This is a genomic window from Phycicoccus avicenniae, assembly GCF_018139485.1.
Taxonomy (GTDB): domain Bacteria; phylum Actinomycetota; class Actinomycetes; order Actinomycetales; family Dermatophilaceae; genus Phycicoccus; species Phycicoccus avicenniae.
Genome location: NZ_JAGSNF010000015.1, coordinates 86755 through 107361, shown reverse-complemented (window position 1 = coordinate 107361; position 20607 = coordinate 86755). Strand labels below are relative to the sequence as shown.

Genomic DNA, 20607 nt, shown 5'->3' with positions numbered 1-20607 from the left:
CCCCGTCGGGCGTGGCCTCAGGCGTCGAACGTCGCCCGCAGCGCGTGGACGAGTCCGGGGGCGATGTCCTCGCCCAGGGCCACCCGGTCGTCGCTGTCGTGGGCCCGCTGCCGCAGCAGGCACCGCGCGGAGCCGTCCCGGTGGACGGCGACGAGCAGCCGGACGTCCTGACGGTCCGGGTGGTCGGCGATGGCTCGCACCGCCTCGTCCGGATCGTCCGGCAGGTCCCGCTCGGCGCTCGGGGGGACGACGATCCGCTCGACCGCGACGGCGCAGCCGGCCACCTGGTCGGGCCACGCGATCCGGGCGAGGAGCTCCTCGATGCCCGAGGCGTCGGGCAGGTCGTCCTGCTCGACCGCGGACAGCGCCCCCTCGGCGGCGTCGTGCGTCGCGAGCCCGGCGGCGAGCTGGGGCTCCTGGGCGACGAGCTCGGCCGTCGGGACGAGGGCGAAGAGGCGGGTGGGCTGGTCCCACCCCCCGCGGGCGACGTGCCGCTCGGTGTCGAGGGCGGCGAGGGTCAGCGGGTCGGTGACGGGGCGGGACTCGGTGCTCACCCCTCCATCGTGCCCGAGAGAACTCCGGGGGCCGCTCGCGCGTTCAGGTGTGCGAAGTAGGGTGACCACCCACCCGCCGACGACGACGCCCCCGGGGCCGGGGGACGAGGAGAACCGTGAGCCGTTCCGACTGGTTCGACGGACCGCAGGGTCCGGACGGGGGAGGACCCCGCCCCGACGACGGGGACGGAGGTGGGGCTCCCGCCCCCCGGGCGACGCGGCGGCGCAGCCCGCTCGTCCCGACCCTCGTCGTGCTCGGCGCGCTCGCCCTCGTCGCGGGCCTCGCCGCCGACGTCGTCACCGACGTCTGGTGGTACGACAGCGTCGGCTTCCGCAGCGTCTTCGTCACCGAGCTCACGACGAAGGTCGTCATCTTCCTCGTCTCGGCCCTGCTCACCGCCGGTGCCGTCGGCGCCTCGCTCTACCTCGCCTACCGGACCCGGCCGATCTACGTGCCGGTGACGCAGGCGCAGCAGGTCCTCGAGCAGTACCGGCAGGCCATCGAGCCGCTGCGCAGGATCGCGCTGTTCGCCGTCCCCGCCATCCTCGGCCTGCTCGTCGCGTCCGGCTCGATCGGCGCGTGGCGGACCTACCTGCTGTGGGCCAACCGCCAGGAGTTCGGCGTGCAGGACCCGCAGTTCGGCATGGACGTCGGGTTCTTCACCTTCACCCTGCCGTGGCTGGAGTTCCTCGTGAGCTTCTTCACGGTGCTCCTCGTCCTCACCTTCCTCGCGGCCGCGTTCACGCACTACGTCTACGGGGGCCTTCAGCTGCCCGGGCGCGGTCCGTCGACCCGCGCCGCGTACATCCACCTCGGTGTGCTCGGCGCCCTCGTCGCGCTCGTGCGCGCCGGCTCCTACTGGCTCGAGCGGTACTCGCAGTCGACGAACCAGGGGTCGCTCCTCACCGGCATCACGTACACCGACGCCAACGCGGTGCTGCCGACGAAGGCCATCCTCTCGGTCGCCGCCGTCATGTGCGCCGGCTTCTTCCTCGCCGCGATCTGGAGCCGCTCGTGGCGCCTGCCGATCATCGGGGTGGGCCTGCTCGTCGTCACGGCCATCGTCGCGGGCACCGCCTACCCGGCGCTCATCCAGCAGCTGCGGGTGCGCCCGTCGGAGAAGTCGCTCGAGGCCGAGTACCTGGGCCGGAACATCGAGGCCACGTCCGCGGCGTTCGGGCTCGACCGGGTGTCCCGGGTGCAGCAGCCGACCCCGCCCGAGGAGCCGGACACCACCGAGCTCGCCGACCGCGCCGAGGGCATCCCCGGCGTGCGTGTCATCGACCCCAACGTCGTCTCGCAGAGCTTCCGCCAGCTCGAGGGCGACCGTGACTTCTACGCCTTCCCGGACACCCTCGACGTCGACCGCTACTCGATCGACGGGCAGATGAGCGACGCCGTCGTCGCCGTCCGCGAGATCAACCTCGACGGGCTGCCGGACAACCAGCGCAACTGGATCAACGACCACACCGTGTACACCCACGGCTACGGCTTCTACGGCGCCTACGGCAACCGGCGCACCTCGGAGGGCGACCCGGTCTTCTTCGAGAGCGGCGAGCGCTCGATGCTCGGGGAGTACCAGCCGCGGATCTACTTCGGCGAGCTGTCCCCCGAGTACTCGGTCGTCGGCCAGCCCGAGGGCGAGGGCGACCGCGAGTTCGACTATCCCGCGGGCAGCGACGGCGAGGTGTCGGTCCAGAACACCTACGACGAGGACGGTGGCGTCGCCATCGGCTCGTTCTTCCGCCGTGCGATGTACGCCCTGAAGTACCGCGAGGCCAACTTCCTGCTCTCCGACGCCGTGAACAGCGAGTCCCGCATCCTCGACCACCGCACCCCGAAGGAGCGGGTCGAGCGGGTCGCTCCGTGGCTCCAGCTCGACGGCAACATCTACCCGGCCGTCGTCGACGGCCGCGTGCAGTGGATCGTCGACGGCTTCACGACGTCGGCGAACTACCCGAACAGCCGTCTGCTCGACCTCGCGGAGGCCACGTCCGACTCGGTCGCGCAGCGCTCGAACGTCGTCCAGGTCCGCTCGGGCGAGGTCAACTACATCCGCAACTCCGTCAAGGCCACGGTCGACGCCTACGACGGCTCGGTCCGGCTGTACGCCTGGAACACCGACGACCCGATGCTCCGGGCGTGGGACCAGGCGTTCCCCGGGTCGGTCGAGCCGCTGTCGGAGATCTCCGGCGACCTCATGTCGCACATCCGCTACCCACAGGACCTCTTGAAGGTCCAGCGTGAGCTGCTCACGGAGTACCACGTCACCGACCCGGGCGACTTCTACTCCAACTCCGACCGGTGGCGGGTGCCGACCGACCCGGGTCAGGAGGACGTGCCGGTCGACACGCCCGTCGTCTTCCAGACGATCGCGCTGCCGGGCGAGGAGAACCCGTCGTTCTCGATCACGAGCCCGTTCGTGCCGAACAGCAACAGCGAGTCCGGACGCGAGATCCTCCGTGGGCTGCTCGCGGTCAACGCCGACGCGGGCAACGAGCAAGGGCAGCCAGCCGAGGGGTACGGGTCGTTGCGCCTCCTCGAGCTCGGGGCGCAGACGCCGCCGGGTCCGGGCCAGGTCATCAACCAGATCAAGAACTCGACGACCCGGTCGCAGAACCCGAACGAGCCGCTCAACCTCGCGCAGTACATCACCAACAACTCCGGCGGCGGCAAGCAGCTGCGCTACGGCAACCTGCTCGCGTTCCCGCTGCAGGGCCAGATGTTCTACGTGCAGCCGATCTTCGTCCAGGCCTCGAGCGGCGCCGGCTCCTTCCCGCAGAACAAGATCACGGTCGCGCTCTACGGCACGAACGTCGCCTGGGGGGACACCGTCGACCAGGCGATCACCGGGCTCTTCGGTGAGGGCACCGAGGGTGACGGCGGCGGCCAGCCGGACCAGCCGGCCCCCGACGAGCCGGCGCCGGACCAGCCCGACCAGCCGGACCAGCCGCCGAGCGGCACGGTCCAGCAGCAGCTGGCGGCGGCCATCGCTGAGATCCAGGCCGCGTACGCCGACGGCCAGGAGGCGTTGAGCAGCGGGGACTTCGCGGCCTACGGCGAGGCGCAGCAGCGGCTCGCGGACGCCGTGGCCCGCGCCCAGGAGCTGTCCGGGCAGCTCGGCGGGGGAGCGGTCCCGGTGCCCGAGCAGAGCGCCTCACCGGCCGCGGCCGGCTCCGGCTGAGGCCGGCCCGACGACGAGGACCCCGCCCGGATTTGAGTCCGGGCGGGGTCCTCGCGTACTGTCGAGCCATACCGAGCGCGGTGGAAGCCGTGACTCACTCGACGCGGGGTGGAGCAGCTCGGTAGCTCGCCGGGCTCATAACCCGGAGGTCGCAGGTTCAAATCCTGCCCCCGCTACTGTGAGTGGCCCGTTGACCAGCAGAGATGCTGAGTCAGCGGGCCTTTCGCTTGCCTGGTTCTGGCGCCAAGCCTGACATTGACGCGAGAACCTGTCGTGTCCTCCGACCTCCTGTCCTTGGTCGCAACTAGGTTTGACTGTCAGTCACCCGTGGTCTTGACGGGGTTGGCGGTGCGTGCGTGAGCGTCGTTCTAGGAGCTGGTCATGAGTCAGGTCGCAATGTTCGATATGGGCAGGGGCGATGAGATTGAGGCAAGTGAAGACCCCCACTACACGACCCGGCAGCTGATCACCTACATCGGCAATAAACGAGGCTTGGCCGGCCCAATCGAGCAAGCGATGCTCGATGTCCGTAACCGGCTGGGTGGTCGACAGCTTCGGACTTTGGACCTCTTCTCCGGATCAGGGTTTGTCTCGCGGCTCATGAAGAAGCACTCCTCGTTCGTAGCAGCGAACGATCTAGAGGACTACGCGCGGGCCGTGAGCGAGTGCTACCTCCCCAATCGTGATGAGCCACTCCTGGCGGAGGCGGCAACTCACGTGGCTCGTCTTAACCGGGCGGCCGCTGACGGCGCGAGTCACGCCGGCTTTATCCGGGAGCTGTACTCACCCGCCGACGACCAGAACATCCAGCAAGGTGAGCGCGTTTTCTACTCCAACGATAACGCGCGTCGCTTGGACTATTACGCGCAGGAATTGACGAAACTTCCCGATGAGGTTCAGCGCCTTTTGCGTGGCCCGCTACTCTCAAAGGCATCGGTCCATGCGAACACGGGTGGTGTCTTCAAAGGCTTCTACAAGGACAAGCACACGGGTATCGGCAAGTTTGGTGCGGCGGCTGGCGACGCGACGACCCGCATCCTCGCCCCTATCAGGCTCGAGTTGCCCACCCTCAGTCTTTTCGAGACGGAGCATCAAGTCTTCCAAGAGGACGCGAACGCAATTGCCTCGCAGACCGGGGATTTCGATCTGGTGTATATCGACCCGCCGTATAACCAGCACCCTTATGGCTCGAACTACTTCATGCTCAATCTGCTCACGGACTACCGTCGGCCGACGAGCATCAGCAAGGTCTCGGGTATCCCGACGGACTGGAACCGGTCTGGGTATAACGTGAGAAAGCAGTCTTTGCCGTTGCTTGAGTCACTTTTCGAAGAGATTCCGGCGCGTTTTCTCCTAGTATCCTTCAATTCCGAGGGCTACGTGTCCACAGATGAACTGCGTGGGGCGCTGGAGCAACATGGACGCGTCGACGAGGAGATCCTCAAGTACAACACGTTCCGCGCGAGCCGGAATCTACGGAGCAGGGACATTCATGTGCACGAGCATCTGTTCCTACTGGATCGAGAAAGCTGAGACTAAGGAAGAGTATGGCGCAGAAGGAGAGGCTCCGCCTCAATCGATACGGCACCGTCATCAATGCGACCTCTTCGAAGCAGGAGATTCAACTCGGGGATGCTCTTGTCGACGCAACTGAGCGGCTCACGGAGAAGTTCGGACTTGCACTGCAGCACGACAAAAGGGTCATGCTCAGCAAGATCGTGGCTGATCTGCGTGCGAGTTTTCCTGCCATCAAATTTGGCGACCCCCTATCGAACACGTTCATGAGCCCGGATGGTGGAATCCTTTCGATCCTCTCGGCGGATGGTAGACGAACGTTCCCGATCCTGATCACGGAAGTAAAGAACCAAGGCACGAATGACCTGCGGGCATCCGAAGGGCTCAAGAAGCAAGCGATGGGGAATGCGATCGAGCGGCTCGGAAAGAACGTCATTGGTTTCCGGGCGATGATGCTGGAGGACGGCATCATTCCGTTCGTCTGCTTCGGCTACGGATGGGACTTTCACGAAGGCAGCTCGATCTTAGATCGCGTCAAGACCATCGCCATGTTCGGGGAATTGAACCGGATCAATGTCGTTCCCGAAGGGGAAGAAGGTCTGTTCAATCGTGGGAGCTTTTTCTTCCGCCTTGAGCCATGGACGCGCAAGGAGATGGCGGACGTGATGGTCGACGTTGGCAGCCGTGCGATCCACTACTACTTCGCCAAGCATGGCGACGACGCGTTCAAGATGAACCCTGTCGCCCCGTAGAGCGTTGCCACACGGTCTCAGCGCCGACAAACGTCCGCCAGGACGTGCAGATTGCCGAACCGCCAGCCCGATCAAAGCGGGGTAGTCGACTCGCACCCACACCGTTTTTGGCGACCTCCTTGAGCCGGTCGGCCAGCCCGGTGGCCGTCAGCGACCACCTCAGCCATCTCAGCCAGGCAAAAGCGGCTCTTCGTAGCTGAGGGTGGGGTGAGCACGGCGCGCTGAACCGGGGTTGGGGTCGAGGTCCCCGAGGATCAGAGGACTTTCACATCTTCTGCTCTCGAGGACCTCGACGATGCCCGAGCCTACGTCGTGCTGCCGTGCCGTCGGCTGCTACTGCGACCGTTGTGACCTGCTGGTCGGCCTGAACAACCTGCGCGTGGTCGATGTCGACCGCGACGACGCCGGCGCGCTGACGGTGACGGTGACGGTGGAGTCTGCCACCGAGCCGATGGGCTGCCCCGCCTGTGGGGTGCTCGCGCATGCCCACGGCCGACGGGAGGTGCGGCTGGTCGACGCACCGGCGTTCGGGAGGCCGACCACGGTGGTGTGGCGCAAGCGCCGCTGGCGGTGCCCCGAGCCGGCGTGCCCGGTCGGGGTCTTCTCCGAGCAGGACGAGAGGGTCGCTCGGCCCCGGGCTCTGTTGACGGTGCGGGCGTGCCGGTGGGCGATCGCCGAGCTGGGTGGGGAGCACGCCTCGGTGCAGGGGTTGGCGCGCCGGCTCGGGACGACGTGGCGGACGGTGTGGACCTCGATCGAGCCGATCCTGGCCACGGCCGCCGCGGATGAGTCCCGCTTCGAGGACGTCACCATCCTGGGCGTGGACGAGCACGTGTGGCACCACGTCTCCACCAAGCCGATCGAGGACGGCGGGCGGGGCCCGAAGGAGCTGACCGGGATGGCCGACCTCACCCGCGACCAGCACGGACGGGTCCACGCGCGGCTGCTGGACCTGGTCCCGGGCCGTTCCGGGGAGACCTACAAGTCCTGGCTGCACCAGCGCGGCGACGCCTTCCGGGCCCGAGTGGAGATCGCCACCCTCGACCCGTTCCACGGGTACAAGAACGCCATCGACGACCAGCTCCAGGACGCCCGCTCGGTGCTGGATGCGTTCCACGTCGTCAAGCTCGCCACCCAGGTCGTCTACGACGTCCGCCGCCGGGTGCAGCAGGACACCACCGGCCACCGAGGCCGACGCGGCGACCCGCTGTACCGGATCCGCAACACCCTGCGCGCGGGTCAGGAGCACCTGACCGACCGGCAACGTGCCCGCCTGACCGCGGCGTTCACCGCCCGCGAGGAGCACCTCGAGGTCGAGCTCGCCTGGCGATGCGCCCAGCAGGTCCGCTCCGCCTACCACCAGGACACCCACGCCGCCGGCCGCGCGGTCGCCGAGACCATCGTCGACACCTTCGCCACCTGCCCGATCCCCGAGGTCGCACGCCTCGGCAAGACCCTGCGCCGCTGGCGCAGCGAGTTCCTCGGCTACTTCGACACCAACGGCGCATCCAACGGGGGCACCGAAGCAGTCAACGGGCTCATCGAGCTCCACCGCCGCATCGCCCGCGGCTTCCGCAACCGAGACAACTACCGCCTCCGCATGCTCCTCATCGCCGGTGGCCTACGCCTGTGACCCCACCCTCAGGTACGAAGAGCCGCAAAAGCCTTAATGGCGTTCCCCTTGAGCTGGATGGCCTTCGTCGCGTCAGCGAACTATCGGCCGATATTCGGTCTGGGCTTTCCCGCGTCCCCAGGCGCCGTCCGGCGACCCTTCATGGGTCTCCTGGGGACGATCCGGCGGACCATGAGCCCGACGCCTCTTAGGCCGGGACTGGTCAGCCCGGGTGGCCGGCCAGCGCGTCGTCGGCGCGGGTGCGCCACAGGTCCGGGTTCTCGCGCAGCCACAGCTGCGCGTCCCGCCGGCCAAGGGCCGCGACCTCGGTGAAGAAGTCCGGGTCGAACATGAGGTACGACAGCAGCTCGCCCTGGAGCGGGCTGTCGCTGCCGAGGATCCGGTGCACCAGCTGGAGGTCGGGGTCGCCCAGCAGGCGCAGAGGTCCGCCGTGGTTCTGCCGGAACACCTCCAGGGCGATGCCCGCGATCTCGGTCCCGAACTCCGGCAGGACGGCGACGTGCGGCAGGACCCGGTAGGGCGGCAGGCCGTGCCGCTCGCGGACCCGGTCCATCAGGGGCGAGAGGTCCCGGTCGGACGCCTGCTCGTTGAGCACCGACAGCCGGCGCAGGTCGTGGCGCAGCGGGTCGTCCATCACGGCACCGAGCAGGGTCGCGCCGCCGTCGCCGATGTCGACCGACTCCCGGTCCCCGGCGGGGTCCGCGGGGGTCGGGCGCAGGCTCCCGGTGCCGACCGCCACGACCCGGTCGACGCCGAGCTCGACGGCGGGCGCCAGCGGGTGCCGGCGGCGGGTGGCGCCGTCGACGTACCACCCGGCGCCCTCGTCCGGGTCGTCGACGAACACCGACGGGAAGAGGACGGGGATGGCGGACGAGGCGAGCAGGTGCGGCACGGACAGCCGGGTCCGCAGGTACCGGCGGTGGTGCTCCGTCGTCGGGGTCGGCAGGTCGGTGACCGACGGCGCGGTCTCGGCGAAGAGGGTGACCCGGCCGGTGCGGACGGCGGTGGCGGTCACGGCGGACACCTCGACGAGGCCTCGGTCGACGTTGTCGTGGAGGGCGTCCCAGTCGAGGGACCGTTCGAGGGTGGCGGCAAGGGGGCCGGTGCCGACGAACCCCCGCAGCCGGAACCACGACAGGCCGAAGGTCTCGGAGGTGTACCGGAGCGCGACCTCGGGGACCTGTCGCCAGAACGGCCGCATGACCCGGTCCTTCGTCGTCTCGAAGAGCACGTCCTCCAGGCGCGCCACCCGGGTCGCGGCGTCCTCGTGGGCCGTGGCGGTGAGCGCGGCACTCAGGAGGGCGCCGGCGCTCGTGCCGAGCAGCACCGTCGGGGTCTCACCGCGTCGTTCGAGCTCCGGCAGGAGCACCGCGAGGGCCCCCACCTGGTACGCGGAGCGGGCGCCGCCCGCGTCGAGGACGAGTGCGGTGCGGCCCGGACCGGAGGACGACATGGCAGCCCAGCGTAGGGGCGCCCGGCGTCGCCGTCCCGGAGGGTGTCGGGGGACGGGACTAGATCCTGCCCCCGTGGCATTGTCACTGGTGTGACCACCGCAGCAGGCCGCAAGCACCGCGTCGTCGTCATCGGGTCCGGGTTCGGGGGGCTGTTCGGCACCCAGGCCCTCAAGCGCCGCGACGACGTCGAGATCACCCTCGTCGCGAAGACAGCGCAGCACCTCTTCCAGCCGCTGCTCTACCAGGTGGCGACCGGCATCCTGTCCGAAGGCGAGATCGCCCCGAGCACCCGCGAGGTCCTCGCCCGGCAGAAGAACGCCCGCGTCATCCTCGGCGAGGTCACCGACATCGACCTCGAGGCCCGGACCGTCACGAGCGCCCTGCTCGGGTCCACGACGGTCACCGAGTACGACAGCCTCCTCGTCGCGGCCGGCGCGGGGCAGTCGTGGTTCGGCAACGACGAGTTCGCCGACTACGCCCCGGGGATGAAGTCGATCGACGACGCCCTCGAGCTGCGCGGCCGCATCTTCGGGGCCTTCGAGCTCGCCGAGATCTCCGACGAGGAGCAGGCCCGGCGTGCGCTCACCTTCGTCGTCGTCGGGGCGGGACCGACCGGCGTCGAGATGGCCGGACAGATCGCGGAGCTGTCGAACCGCACGCTGCGTCACGACTTCCGCCGGATCGACCCCCGCCATGCGCGCATCCTGCTCCTCGACGGCGCGCCGACCGTCCTGCCCTCGTTCGGTGAGCGACTCGGCGGCGCCGCCCGGCGCAAGCTGGAGTCCCTCGGGGTCGAGGTGCAGCTGGGCACGATGGTCACCGACGTCGACGCCGACGGTCTCGTCGTCAAGCACGAGGACGGCTCCACCGAGCGCATCGAGGCCCTGACGAAGGTGTGGGCCGCCGGGGTCCAGGCGAGCCCGCTCGGGAAGACCCTCGGTGAGCAGTCGGGGGCCGAGGTCGACCGCAGCGGCCGGGTCCACGTGCAGAAGGACCTCACGCTGCCCGGCCACCCCGAGGTGTTCGTCGTCGGCGACATGATGGCTCTCGACGACCTCCCCGGTGTGGCGCAGGTGGCGATCCAGGGCGGGCGGCACGCGGCGAAGGAGATCGCCCACCGGCTCGACGGCAAGGACCCGGTCGGCGACTTCCACTACCTCGACAAGGGGTCGATGGCGACGATCTCGCGGTTCAGCGCGGTGGCCTCGATCCGCCGGCTGCGCTTCACCGGCTTCTTCGCGTGGCTGCTGTGGCTCGGCGTCCACCTCGTCTACATCATCGGCTTCAAGCACCGGGTCACGACGCTGCTGCACTGGGCCGTCAGCTTCGTCGGCCGGGGACGGTCCGAGCGGGCGGCGACCCACCAGCAGGTCTTCGCGCGCCGAGCGATGAAGCAGCTCGGGAAGGACATGCGGACGCGCTGACCGCGTCCGTCCTCGGCGCCCCGGCCCCCGGCCGTAGGGTGACCGCCATGCCACTGGACTACCCGATCCACGAGCGCACCCTGCCCAACGGGCTGCGCGTCGTCGTCTCGCCCGACCACACCGTCCCGACGGCGACGGTCAACATCTGGGTCGGGGTCGGCTCGCGGCACGAGGAGGTCGGGCACACCGGGTTCGCCCACCTCTTCGAGCACCTCATGTTCCAGGGGTCGCGGCAGGTCGGGAACGGCGAGCACTTCGCGCTGCTGCACGCCGAGGGGGCGCGGCTCAACGCGACGACGTGGTTCGACCGGACCAACTACTTCGAGACGGTGCCGACGGGGGCGCTGGAGCTCGCCCTGTGGCTCGAGGCCGACCGGCACGGCCACCTCCTGGACGCCGTGACCCAGGAGAGCCTCGACACCCAGCGCGACGTCGTCAAGGAGGAGAAGCGGCAGCGGTACGACAACCAGCCGTACGGCAACGCCCTCACCGACGTCTACGCCGCGGTCTTCCCCGAGGGCCACCCGTACCACCACCCGACGATCGGCTCGATGGAGGACCTCGACGCGGCGAGCCTCGAGGACGTCCACGACTTCTTCCGGCGCTTCTACGCGCCCGACAACACCGTCCTCACGGTCTGCGGCGACGTCGAGCCGGACGAGGCGTTCGCCCTCGTCGAGAAGCACTTCGGGGACCTGGGCGGTCGCGCCGAGGGCGTGCGCGAGGTGCTGCCCCAGGTCCCGCCGCTCGACGGGCCGGTCCGCGTCGAGCGCCGCGAGGCGGTCCCGAACGACCGGCTGCACGTCGGCTTCCGGCTGCCGGTCGACGGCACCGACGAGCTGCTCGCGGCGTCGATGGCCCTGGACTGCCTCGCCGGGCTCGCGAGCTCGCGGCTGGTCCGGCGGCTCGTGCGCCGCGAGCAGACCGCCGTCGGGGCCCACGCGGCGGCCTGGGGGTTCGTCGACGGCGTCTCGCTCGGCTTCGTCGTCGTCGACGTCGCCCCCGGCGCCGACGCCGAGGCGGTCGAGGCCGCCATCTGCGAGGAGCTCGTCCGGCTCGCCTCCGACGGGCCGACCGACGCCGAGCTCGAGGCCTCGATCGCCCAGTCCGAGCGGTCCTGGCTCGGGGCGCTCGCCGGGCAGGAGGAGCGGGCCGACCTGCTGAGCCGCTACGCCCTGCTGCGCGGCGACCCCCACGTCGTCAACACCCACCTCGACCGGCTCCGCGCCGTGACCGCCGAGGGCGTGGCCGAGGCCGCCGGCCGCTGGCTCGCCCCCGAGCACCGGGCGGTCGTCGCCTACCTCGTGCGCGAGGACGCCCGCGAGGAGGCGGTCGCGTGACCCGGCCCACCGTCGCCCCGCCCCGTCCGTGGGCCTTCCCCACCCCGAGCGAGCACGTGCTGCCGAACGGCGTGCGCATCCTGCTCCACGACGTCCCCGGGCAGTACGTGCTCTCCCTGCGGGTCGTCGTCCCGGCGCCGTTGTCCGCCGAACCGGCCGGGCAGGAGGGCGTCGCGTCGATGACCTCCCGGCTGCTCGACGAGGGCACGTCCGAGCACGGCCCGGAAGAGCTCGCCGAGCTCATGGAACGCCACGGGATGGTCCTCGGGGCGGGCGTCAGCGACGGCGGGCTCCTCGTCGACGTCGACGTGAGCCAGCCCCACCTCGCGACCGCCGCCGACGTCGTGCGCGCCGTCCTCGCCGACCCGGTCTTCCCGGACGCGGAGGTCCGGCGTGTCCTGCGCAGCCGCCTCGCGGAGATCGAGCAGGAGCGGGCCTCGGCCGCCGTCCGCGCGATGCGCGAGACGAGCCGGACCCTGTGGCGGCCCGGCGACCGGGCCGCGACGCCCGCCGCGGGGACCGCGGAGACCGTGCTGGGGCTCACCCGTGAGGACGTCGTGGCCCACCACGCCCGCACGGTGGGCCCGGAGGGGGCGACCCTCGTCCTCGCGGGGGACCTTGCCGCGGTCGACGCGCTCGGGGTGCTCACCGACACCCTCGGCGCGTGGACGGCGGCCGGCCGACCGGACCTCGGACCGGTCGTGGCCCCCGTGCCCGCCGACGACCGCGCCCGGACGGTCGTCGTCCACCGTCCCGGGGCGGTCCAGACCGAGATCGTCGTCGCCTGCCCAGGCCCCGACCGGTCGACCCCGCACGGCTGGGCCCCACACCCGGTCCTGTCCTTCGTCGTCGGCGGGTCCCCCGGGGCCCGGCTCGACGCGGTGCTGCGGGAGGAGAAGGGCTACACCTACGGCATCCGCTCCTCGTTCCGGCCACGCGTCGCCGGCGGCTCGTTCGTGACGTCGGGCTCGGTGCGCAGCGAGGTGACCGGCGACGCGGTCGAGATCCTCCTCGGCATCCTCGACGGCGCCCGCGACGGCTTCACGCCCGAGGAGCTGCGCAGCGGGGTCGACTTCGTCGCCAAGACCGCCCCCGGCCGTTACGCCACGGCGGACACCGTCGCCGACGAGACGGCCGCGCTGGCCCTCGAGGGCCTGCCGGCCGACTTCACGACGACGAACCTCGCGGCCGTGTCCGCCCTCACCGTCGACGACCTGGACGAGGCCTACCGCCGGACGGCCACGGGGGAGTGGACGGTCGTGCTCGTCGGGGACGCGGACCAGGTGGTCCCCGCGGTCGAGGGCCGGGTCCCGGGCCCGGTGAGCACGGTCGATGTCTGACCCCGGCCTCGTCGTCGGCTCGCCGGTGGGGCCGCTGGCCCTCGTCGAGGACGACGGCGGCCTCGCCGAGATCCGGTTCGACGCCGACCCGGCCGCCCTCGGTGGACGGCCGACCCCACTGCTCGGCCTCGTCGCGCGCCAGCTGCAGGAGTACTTCACGGGGGAGCGGCGGGTCTTCGACCTGCCGCTGCGGCCCCGCGGCACCGAGTTCCAGTCCCGGGTCTGGGAGGCGGTCGGGCGGGTGCCGTGGGGAACGACGACGACCTACGGCGACGTCGCGCACGCGCTCGGGCTGGCGGCCGGCTCCGCCCGGGCGGTCGGGGCCGCGAACGGGGCCAACCCGCTGCCGATCGTCGTGCCGTGCCACCGGGTCGTCGGGGGCGACGGGACCCTCACCGGCTACGCCGGCGGGCTGCCGCGCAAGGAGGCCCTGCTCCGGCTCGAGGGGCTCGGGCCGCAGGACCCGCTCTTCTAGGCGCGGTCCGCGGTGGCCGCGTCGCCGATCCGCGAGAGCACCTCGTCGTGGAGCAGACCGTTCGTGGCCACGGCGTTGCCGCCCCAGCAGCCGTCCTCGCCGGCGAGGGAGGTGAACCGGCCGCCCGCCTCGGTGACGACGGGGACGAGGGCCGCCATGTCGTGGAGGGACAGCTCGGGCTCGGCGGCGACGTCGACCGCGCCCTCGGCGACGAGCATGTACGACCAGAAGTCGCCGTAGGCGCGCTCCCGCCAGCAGTCGCGGGCGAGGCCGAGCACCGCGTCGAGCCGGCCGACCTCGTCCCACGACGTCGTGCTCGAGATGGACAGGGACGCGTCGGCGAGCCGGGACACCCGGGACACGTGGACCTCGTGGGCGCTCGCGAGGCTGCGCCCGGACCAGGCGCCGGAGCCCTGGGCGGCCCACCACCGGCGGCCGAGGGCGGGGGCGGCGACGAGCCCCACCACCGGCACGCCGTCGTCGACGAGGGCGATGAGGGTGGCCCACACGGGCACGCCGCGCACGAAGCTGTGCGTGCCGTCGATGGGGTCGACGATCCACTGGCGGGTGCTGCGTCCGGTCGGCTCCATCTCCTCACCGAGGACGGCGTCGCGGGGGCGGGTGCGTCCGAGCTGGGAGCGGATGACCGCCTCGGCCTTGCGGTCGGCGTCGCTGACGAGGGTGAGGTCGGGCTTGGTCTCGACCTGCAGGTCGGCCGCCCGGAAGCGCCCGACGGTGATGCGCTCGGCCGCGTCGGCGAGGACGTGCGCGAGGCGGAGGTCGTCGTCGTAGCGGCTCACGGCGCTCACCGTACCGGGTGCCACCGAAGATCTTGCGGCGCCGGACTCGGCCCGGTCGCGCTTCGGTCACAATCAGGTCTCGGGTGCGCAGGGAACTTCCATAGCGGCCGCTCGTGGTTTTTAGTAGTGCCCGTCCGCGTCCTGGAGCGCGGGTCGTGGGAGGCGCCTCACCGGGCACCCCATGGAGATGGTCACCCGGACATCGGGTGGCACGACCACTTTCACGTAGGAGGACATCCATGCGAGGAACTACTCGCACGGTCGCCGTCGCGGCCATGTCCGCTGTGGCGCTGCTCGCCGCCGGGTGCGGCAGCGGCAGCGACGACGGCGGCACGGAGGACACCGGGTCGGACACCGCCACCGGCGGCGAGATCGTCGTCAACGGCTGCACGCCCGAGAACCCGCTCATCGCCGGTAACACGAGCGAGACCTGCGGCGGCAACATTCTCGACACGATCACCTCGAAGCTCGTCCACTACAACGCCGAGGACGCCTCGCCGGAGATGGACATCGCCGAGTCGATCGAGACCGAGGACAACCAGACCTTCACGGTGACGATCAAGTCGGACTACATGTTCTCCGACGGCACCCCCGTCACGGCCAGCAGCTTCGTCGACGCGTGGAACTACACCGCGTTCGGCCCGAACGGTCAGGCCGGCGGCTACTTCTTCACCCCGATCGAGGGCTACGCCGAGGTCAGCGGCGAGGACGCCACCGTCGAGGAGATGTCCGGCCTCGAGGTCGTCGACGACCAGACCTTCACCATCCGCACCACCGAGCCGGTCTCGAACCTCCCGGTCCGCCTCGGCTACACCGCGTTCGCCCCGCAGCCCGAGGTCTTCTTCGAGGACCCCGAGGCCTTCGGCCGCAACCCGGTCGGTGCCGGTCCGTTCATGTTCGACTCCTGGACCGAGGGCCAGGAGATCGTCGTCGTGAAGAACCCGGACTACTCGGGTGAGTTCGGCGGCTCGCTGGACCAGATCACCTTCCGGATCTACCAGGACACCGACGCGGCGTACAACGACCTGCAGGCCGGGAACATCGACCTCATCACGGCGATCCCGACCTCGGCGCTCATCGACGACCGCTACCAGAGCGACCTGCCGGACCGGAACGCCACCGCCGAGACCGGTGTCATCCAGCTCATCGGCTTCAACACGACCGCGGACCCGAACCTGACCGGTGAGGTCAAGAAGGCCATCTCCATGGCCATCGACCGCGAGACGATCAACCAGCAGATCTTCAACGGCACGCGCGTCAACGCGACCGGTTGGGTCTCCCCGGTCGTCGACGGCTACGTCGCCGACGTCTGTGGCGAGTTCTGCGTCTACGACCCGGAGGCTGCCGCCGCGCAGCTCGAGTCGGCCGGCGGCTACGACGGCGAGCTCGAGCTCTGGTACAACGGCGACGGCGACCACAAGGCGTGGACCGAGGCCACCTGCAACTCGATCTCCGACGCCCTCGGCATCAGCTGCACCGCGCAGCCGGCCGTCGACTTCGCCACCTTCCTCACGGCGGCGGGCGAGAACGAGTACGGCATGTTCCGCTACGGCTGGCAGATGGACTACCCGTCGATCGAGAACTTCCTCGCGCCGCTGTACTCCACGAACGCCGACAGCAACTACTTCGGCCCGTACGACAACCAGGAGTTCAACGACCTGCTGACCCAGGCCGCCGCCGCCGGTGAGCTGGAGGAGGCCAACAGCCTCTACCAGCAGGCCGAGGCCCTCCTCGTCGACGACATGCCCACCATCCCCATGTGGTACGGCAAGGCCGTCATCGGCTGGAGCGACAAGGTCAACCCGGTCACCATCAACGCCTTCGGCGTCCCGGACTACGCCGGGATCACGGTGCAGTGACCTGACGCGGATCACTCCGCAACGCACATGGCTCGGCCTGTCGGTGCACCACACCGGCAGGCCGAGCCGCGTGTCGGAGGCGCGCCCGCGATCGCGGGGTCCGATCCCGGATCCTCCCGGTCACCGGGAGTAGTGTCTCCCTTCGCGTCGCCGTCGACATCCGTGACGGCCCCGCGTCCACCGTGGTCGAGCCACCGCTCGGCCCCCGACAGACCCGCTGTGAGGAGACGACGTGAGCAAGTACGTCGTGCGACGGCTGCTCCAGATGATCCCCGTGATCCTGGGCACCATGTTCCTGATCTTCGCGATGGTCTTCGCACTCCCCGGTGACCCCACCGCGGGCAAGTGCGGCGAGCGCCCGTGCTCCGAGGCCTACATCGCGAAGTACTACGAGGAGAACAACCTGAACGACCCCCTGCCCCTGCGGTACGTCAAGTACCTCGGGCAGGTGGCCCAGGGCGACCTGGGCGAGAACCAGTACGAGGTCCCCGTGGCCCAGGACCTGGAGCAGCGCTACCAGGTCACCGGCAAGCTCGCCCTCATGGCGGTGGGCTTCGAGGTGGTCATCGGCATCGCCGCCGGCATCCTGTCCGGGATGCGCAAGGGGAGGTTCGTCGACAACCTCGTCCTCGTCTCGACCCTGGTCGTCATCTCCATCCCGATCTTCGTCATCGGCGCCGTCGGGCAGTACTTCCTCGGCGTCCGGCTGGGGTGGTTCCCCGTGACCGTCTCCGGGGACGCGACCGTCTACCAGCTGCTGCTACCCGCCATGGTGCTCGGCTCGCTGTCGATCGCCTACGTCGCCCGCCTCACCCGCACCAACCTGTCGGAGAACCTGCGCTCGGACTACGTCCGCACGGCGACCGCGAAGGGCCTCACGAGGTCGCGCACCGTCGGTCTGCACGCCCTGCGCAACTCGATGATCCCGGTCGTCACCTTCGTCGGCTACGACTTCGGCGCGCTGCTCGGCGGCGCCATCGTCACCGAGCGGATCTTCAACATCCAAGGGGTCGGGGGGTACATCTTCCGAGGGATCCAGACCCGCGACGGCGTCGCCGTCGTCGGCGCGGTCACCGCCCTCGTCATCGTGTACCTCTTCGTCAACCTCCTCGTCGACCTGCTCTACGGATTCCTCGACCCCAGGATCAGCCATGACTGACACCAGCGTCCGCCAAGACAGCCCCACGGCCCCCCAGCAGTCCGCCCCCGAGGGGGGTGACGCGGCCCCGGCCCGCTCGCTGGGGGCCGACGCCCGCCGCCAGCTGGCCCGCAGCCCGCTCTTCTGGGTGTCGGCGGCCCTCATCTCGGTCTTCGTCCTCATGGCGATCTGGCCGAGCCTCTTCACGACCGTGAGCCCCAACGAGTCGATCCTGCGCGAGTCCCGGTCGCTGCCGAGCTCGGACGCCTGGTTCGGCCGGGACTTCCAGGGCTACGACATCTACTCCCGCGTCATCTACGGCGCCCGGGCCTCGATCCTCGTCGGGATCTTCACGACGACGTTCACCGTGCTCGTGGGCGGCATGATCGGCACGCTCGCGGCCTACAACGGCGGCTGGATCGACGGGATCATCTCGCGGATCACGGACATGTTCTTCGCGGTGCCGTTCATCCTCGGTGCGATCCTCTTCATGTCGGCCCTCGCCGACAGCTTCACGTCCTACTTCGGCGTCATCTTCAAGGTCGTGCTCGCCCTGACGATCTTCGGCTGGCCGAGCCTGGCGCGGCTCATGCGCTCCAGCGTCCTCACGGTCCTGCCGAACGACTACATCCGGGCGACGAAGGCGCTGGGCGCGAGCCCGTGGCGGATCATCCGCTCGCACATCATCCCGAACGCGATGGGCCCGATGATCGTCGTCGCGACGATCAACCTCGGTGCCTACATCGCCGCCGAGGCCACGCTGTCCTTCCTCGGCATCGGGCTCACCCCGCCGGTCGTGTCCTGGGGCGTCATGATCAACGACTCCATCGTCGGCCTGCGCACGACGCCGCACATGATCCTGTTCCCGAGCCTGTTCCTCAGCCTCACGGTGCTCGCGTTCATCATGCTCGGCGACGCCGTCCGTGACGCCTTCGACCCGAAGAGCCGGTGACCCATGACTGACACCACGACGAAGACCAAGCCCTCGGGCCACACCTACGAACCGGTCGACGGCCGCCTCCTCGACGTCGAGGACCTGCACGTCGAGTTCCACACCGAGGAGGGGGTCGCGCGCGCCATCAACGGGGTGAGCTTCCACCTCGACCAGGGTGAGTCGCTCGCCATCCTCGGCGAGTCGGGCTCGGGCAAGTCGGTGACCGCGCAGGCGATCATGGGCATCCTCGACATGCCTCCGGCGGTCATCCCGCAGGGGTCCATCCGCTACTGCGGCCAGGACCTGCTGACGATGCCGGACGAGCAGCGGCGGCACGTCCGCGGCCCGGAGATCTCGATCATCTTCCAGGACGCCCTGTCCTCGTTGAACCCGGTCTTCCCGGTCGGCTGGCAGATCGCCGAGATGTTCCGCACCCACCGTGGGATGAACAAGTCCGACGCCCTCGACCAGGCCGTCCGGCTCATGGAGCGGGTGCAGATCCCCGCCGCCCGCGACCGGGTCAAGGCCTACCCGCACCAGTTCAGCGGCGGCATGCGCCAGCGCATCATGATCGCGATGGCCATCGCGCTCGACCCGGCGGTGCTCATCGCCGACGAGCCGACGACCGCCCTCGACGTCACCGTCCAGGCGCAGATCATGTCGCTGCTCCAGGAGCTGCAGGAGGAGCGCCAGATGGGGCTCATCCTCATCACCCACGACCTCGGCGTCGTCGCCGACGTCGCGGACCGGATCGCCGTCATGTACGCCGGCCGGCTCGTGGAGAAGGCGAACGTCGACGAGCTCTACGCCTCGCCGGCGCACCCGTACACCCGGGGCCTGCTCGAGTCGATCCCGCGGCTGGACCAGAAGGGCCAGACGCTCGCCGCGATCGGCGGCCTGCCGCCGAACCTCATGCGGATCCCCCCGGGCTGCGCCTTCAACCCGCGGTGCCGGATGGCCCGCGACGTCTGCCGTACGGACGTCCCGCCGCTGCGCGAGGTCGCGCCCGGCCGGCTGTCCGCCTGCCACTTCGCCGAGGAGGTTCTCGATGCCTGAGGTCGTCCTCAAGGCCAACGACCTGGTCAAGCACTACCCCGTCAAGGCCGGTGTCCTCCGGCGCACCGTCGGCCAGGTCAAGGCCGTCGACGGGGTGAGCTTCGAGCTCTACAAGGGCGAGACCCTCGGCATCGTCGGTGAGTCCGGCTGCGGGAAGTCCACGCTCGGACGGCTCCTCATGCGGCTCGAGGAGCCCACCGCGGGCACCGTCGAGTTCGAGGGGCAGGACTGGACGGCGGCCTCCGGTCGCACGATGCGCAAGCTGCGCCGTGACATCCAGATCGTCTTCCAGGACCCGTACACCTCGCTCAACCCCCGGATGACGGTCGCCGACATCATCGGCGAGCCCTTCGAGATCCACCCCGACGTCGTCCCGAAGGGCGGGCGCCGGGCGCGGGTCCAGGAGCTCCTCGAGCTCGTCGGGCTCAACCCGGAGCACATCAACCGCTACCCCCACCAGTTCTCCGGTGGCCAGCGGCAGCGCATCGGCATCGCCCGGGGCATCGCGCTCAACCCGAAGGTGCTCATCTGCGACGAGCCCGTCTCGGCGCTCGACGTCTCGGTCCAGGCCCAGGTCGTCAACCTCATGGAGAAGCTGCAGGACGAGCTCGGCCTGGCGTACGTGTTCATCGCGCACGACCTGTCCGTCGTCCGGCACATCTCCGACCGGGTGGGTGTCATGTACCTCGGCAAGCTCGCCGAGATCGGGGAGGAGGACGAGGTCTACTCCCGTCCGACGCACCCGTACACCCAGGCGCTGCTGTCGGCGGTCCCGGTGCCCGACCCCACGCTGCGCGGCAAGCGGGACCAGATCGTCCTCCAGGGCGACGTCCCCTCGCCGGCCAACCCGCCCTCGGGCTGCCGGTTCCACACCCGCTGCTGGAAGGCCCAGGACGTCTGCAAGACCGACGAGCCGCAGCTCGAGCTGCGGGCGGACGGTACCGGGGAGCACCCGTCGGCGTGCCACTTCGCCGAGCCGCGCCAGGTCGTCGAGACGACCGACGTGAGCGGCCTCGCGCCGGACACCCGGTTCGCGACCCCCGACGTCGCCGACGTCGGTGACGAGAACCCCGCCGGGACGGGCGTCACCGAGGACGAGCGACGGCTCGACGACACGACGACCGAGTCCGACCACCTGCGCTGAGGCG

Annotated in this window: 16 protein-coding genes and 1 tRNA gene; 14 read left to right on the top strand and 3 right to left on the bottom strand. The window is 70.1% G+C overall.

Annotated features, from left to right (window positions below):
- Positions 1-17 precede the first annotated feature (17 nt).
- Positions 18-554, bottom strand: a complete 537-nt coding sequence (locus tag KC207_RS10935) for a PPA1309 family protein (RefSeq protein ID WP_211603061.1) — start codon at positions 552-554, stop codon at positions 18-20.
- 116 nt (positions 555-670) lie between these two features.
- On the opposite strand from KC207_RS10935, the gene KC207_RS10930 reads away from it, so the two are divergent.
- From KC207_RS10930 to KC207_RS10910, 5 genes are all read left to right on the top strand, one after another.
- A complete protein-coding gene (locus KC207_RS10930) occupies positions 671-3739 on the top strand; it encodes a UPF0182 family membrane protein (protein WP_211603060.1) in 3069 nt (1022 codons plus the stop codon).
- A 102-nt stretch (positions 3740-3841) separates the two neighbouring features.
- Positions 3842-3915 (top strand) — tRNA-Met (locus KC207_RS10925).
- A gap of 205 nt (positions 3916-4120) precedes the next feature.
- Positions 4121-5272 carry a DNA adenine methylase gene (locus KC207_RS10920; protein WP_211603059.1) on the top strand — a complete coding sequence of 384 codons (1152 nt, stop codon included), beginning with the start codon at positions 4121-4123 and terminating at the stop codon, positions 5270-5272.
- Positions 5273-5286: 14 nt separating this feature from the next.
- Positions 5287-6006 (top strand): EcoRI family type II restriction endonuclease, encoded by a 720-nt coding sequence (locus tag KC207_RS10915; protein WP_211603058.1) that lies wholly within the window; start codon positions 5287-5289, stop codon positions 6004-6006.
- 295 nt (positions 6007-6301) lie between these two features.
- Positions 6302-7639: an ISL3 family transposase gene (locus KC207_RS10910; protein WP_249138692.1), complete on the top strand. Its 1338-nt coding sequence runs from the start codon at positions 6302-6304 to the stop codon at positions 7637-7639.
- Between the two features lie 202 nt (positions 7640-7841).
- Here the strand turns inward: KC207_RS10910 and KC207_RS10905 are convergent, their stop codons facing one another.
- Entirely contained in the window at positions 7842-9092 is a 1251-nt protein-coding gene (locus KC207_RS10905; protein WP_211603057.1) for a patatin-like phospholipase family protein, read from the bottom strand.
- A gap of 90 nt (positions 9093-9182) precedes the next feature.
- On the opposite strand from KC207_RS10905, the gene KC207_RS10900 reads away from it, so the two are divergent.
- Genes KC207_RS10900 through KC207_RS10885 form a run of 4 tightly spaced genes read left to right on the top strand, consistent with a single transcriptional unit; the run spans position 9183 to position 13672 of the window.
- Positions 9183-10517: an NAD(P)/FAD-dependent oxidoreductase gene (locus tag KC207_RS10900; RefSeq protein ID WP_211603056.1), complete on the top strand. Its 1335-nt coding sequence runs from the start codon at positions 9183-9185 to the stop codon at positions 10515-10517.
- 47 nt (positions 10518-10564) lie between these two features.
- Positions 10565-11857 carry a M16 family metallopeptidase gene (locus KC207_RS10895; protein WP_211603055.1) on the top strand — a complete coding sequence of 431 codons (1293 nt, stop codon included), beginning with the start codon at positions 10565-10567 and terminating at the stop codon, positions 11855-11857.
- Positions 11854-13197 carry a M16 family metallopeptidase gene (locus KC207_RS10890; protein WP_211603054.1) on the top strand — a complete coding sequence of 448 codons (1344 nt, stop codon included), beginning with the start codon at positions 11854-11856 and terminating at the stop codon, positions 13195-13197. The genes KC207_RS10895 and KC207_RS10890 overlap by 4 nt, the downstream gene beginning before the upstream one ends.
- Positions 13190-13672: a methylated-DNA--[protein]-cysteine S-methyltransferase gene (locus KC207_RS10885; RefSeq protein WP_211603053.1), complete on the top strand. Its 483-nt coding sequence runs from the start codon at positions 13190-13192 to the stop codon at positions 13670-13672. Before KC207_RS10890 ends, KC207_RS10885 begins: the two co-directional genes overlap by 8 nt.
- Here KC207_RS10885 and hisN read toward each other — a convergent pair.
- Positions 13669-14472, bottom strand: a complete 804-nt coding sequence (gene hisN, locus KC207_RS10880; protein WP_211603052.1) for a histidinol-phosphatase — start codon at positions 14470-14472, stop codon at positions 13669-13671. The genes KC207_RS10885 and hisN overlap by 4 nt on opposite strands.
- A 239-nt stretch (positions 14473-14711) precedes the next feature.
- Here hisN and KC207_RS10875 point away from each other — a divergent pair, with 239 nt between their 5' ends.
- The 5 genes from KC207_RS10875 to KC207_RS10855 all read left to right on the top strand — a co-directional run bounded on the left by KC207_RS10875 (position 14712) and on the right by KC207_RS10855 (position 20603).
- Positions 14712-16331: a peptide ABC transporter substrate-binding protein gene (locus KC207_RS10875; protein ID WP_211603051.1), complete on the top strand. Its 1620-nt coding sequence runs from the start codon at positions 14712-14714 to the stop codon at positions 16329-16331.
- Positions 16332-16563: 232 nt separating this feature from the next.
- On the top strand, positions 16564-17490 hold the full coding sequence (locus KC207_RS10870; protein WP_211603050.1) for an ABC transporter permease: 927 nt from the start codon (positions 16564-16566) through the stop codon (positions 17488-17490).
- Positions 17483-18421, top strand: a complete 939-nt coding sequence (locus tag KC207_RS10865) for an ABC transporter permease (RefSeq protein ID WP_211603049.1) — start codon at positions 17483-17485, stop codon at positions 18419-18421. The genes KC207_RS10870 and KC207_RS10865 overlap by 8 nt, the downstream gene beginning before the upstream one ends.
- A 3-nt stretch (positions 18422-18424) precedes the next feature.
- The gene (locus tag KC207_RS10860; protein ID WP_211603048.1) at positions 18425-19459 is read left to right on the top strand and encodes an ABC transporter ATP-binding protein; all 1035 of its coding nucleotides are present in this window, start codon (positions 18425-18427) and stop codon (positions 19457-19459) included.
- Positions 19452-20603, top strand: coding sequence for an ABC transporter ATP-binding protein (locus KC207_RS10855; RefSeq protein WP_211603047.1), 1152 nt, complete (start codon positions 19452-19454; stop codon positions 20601-20603). The genes KC207_RS10860 and KC207_RS10855 overlap by 8 nt, the downstream gene beginning before the upstream one ends.
- Positions 20604-20607: the final 4 nt, after the last annotated feature.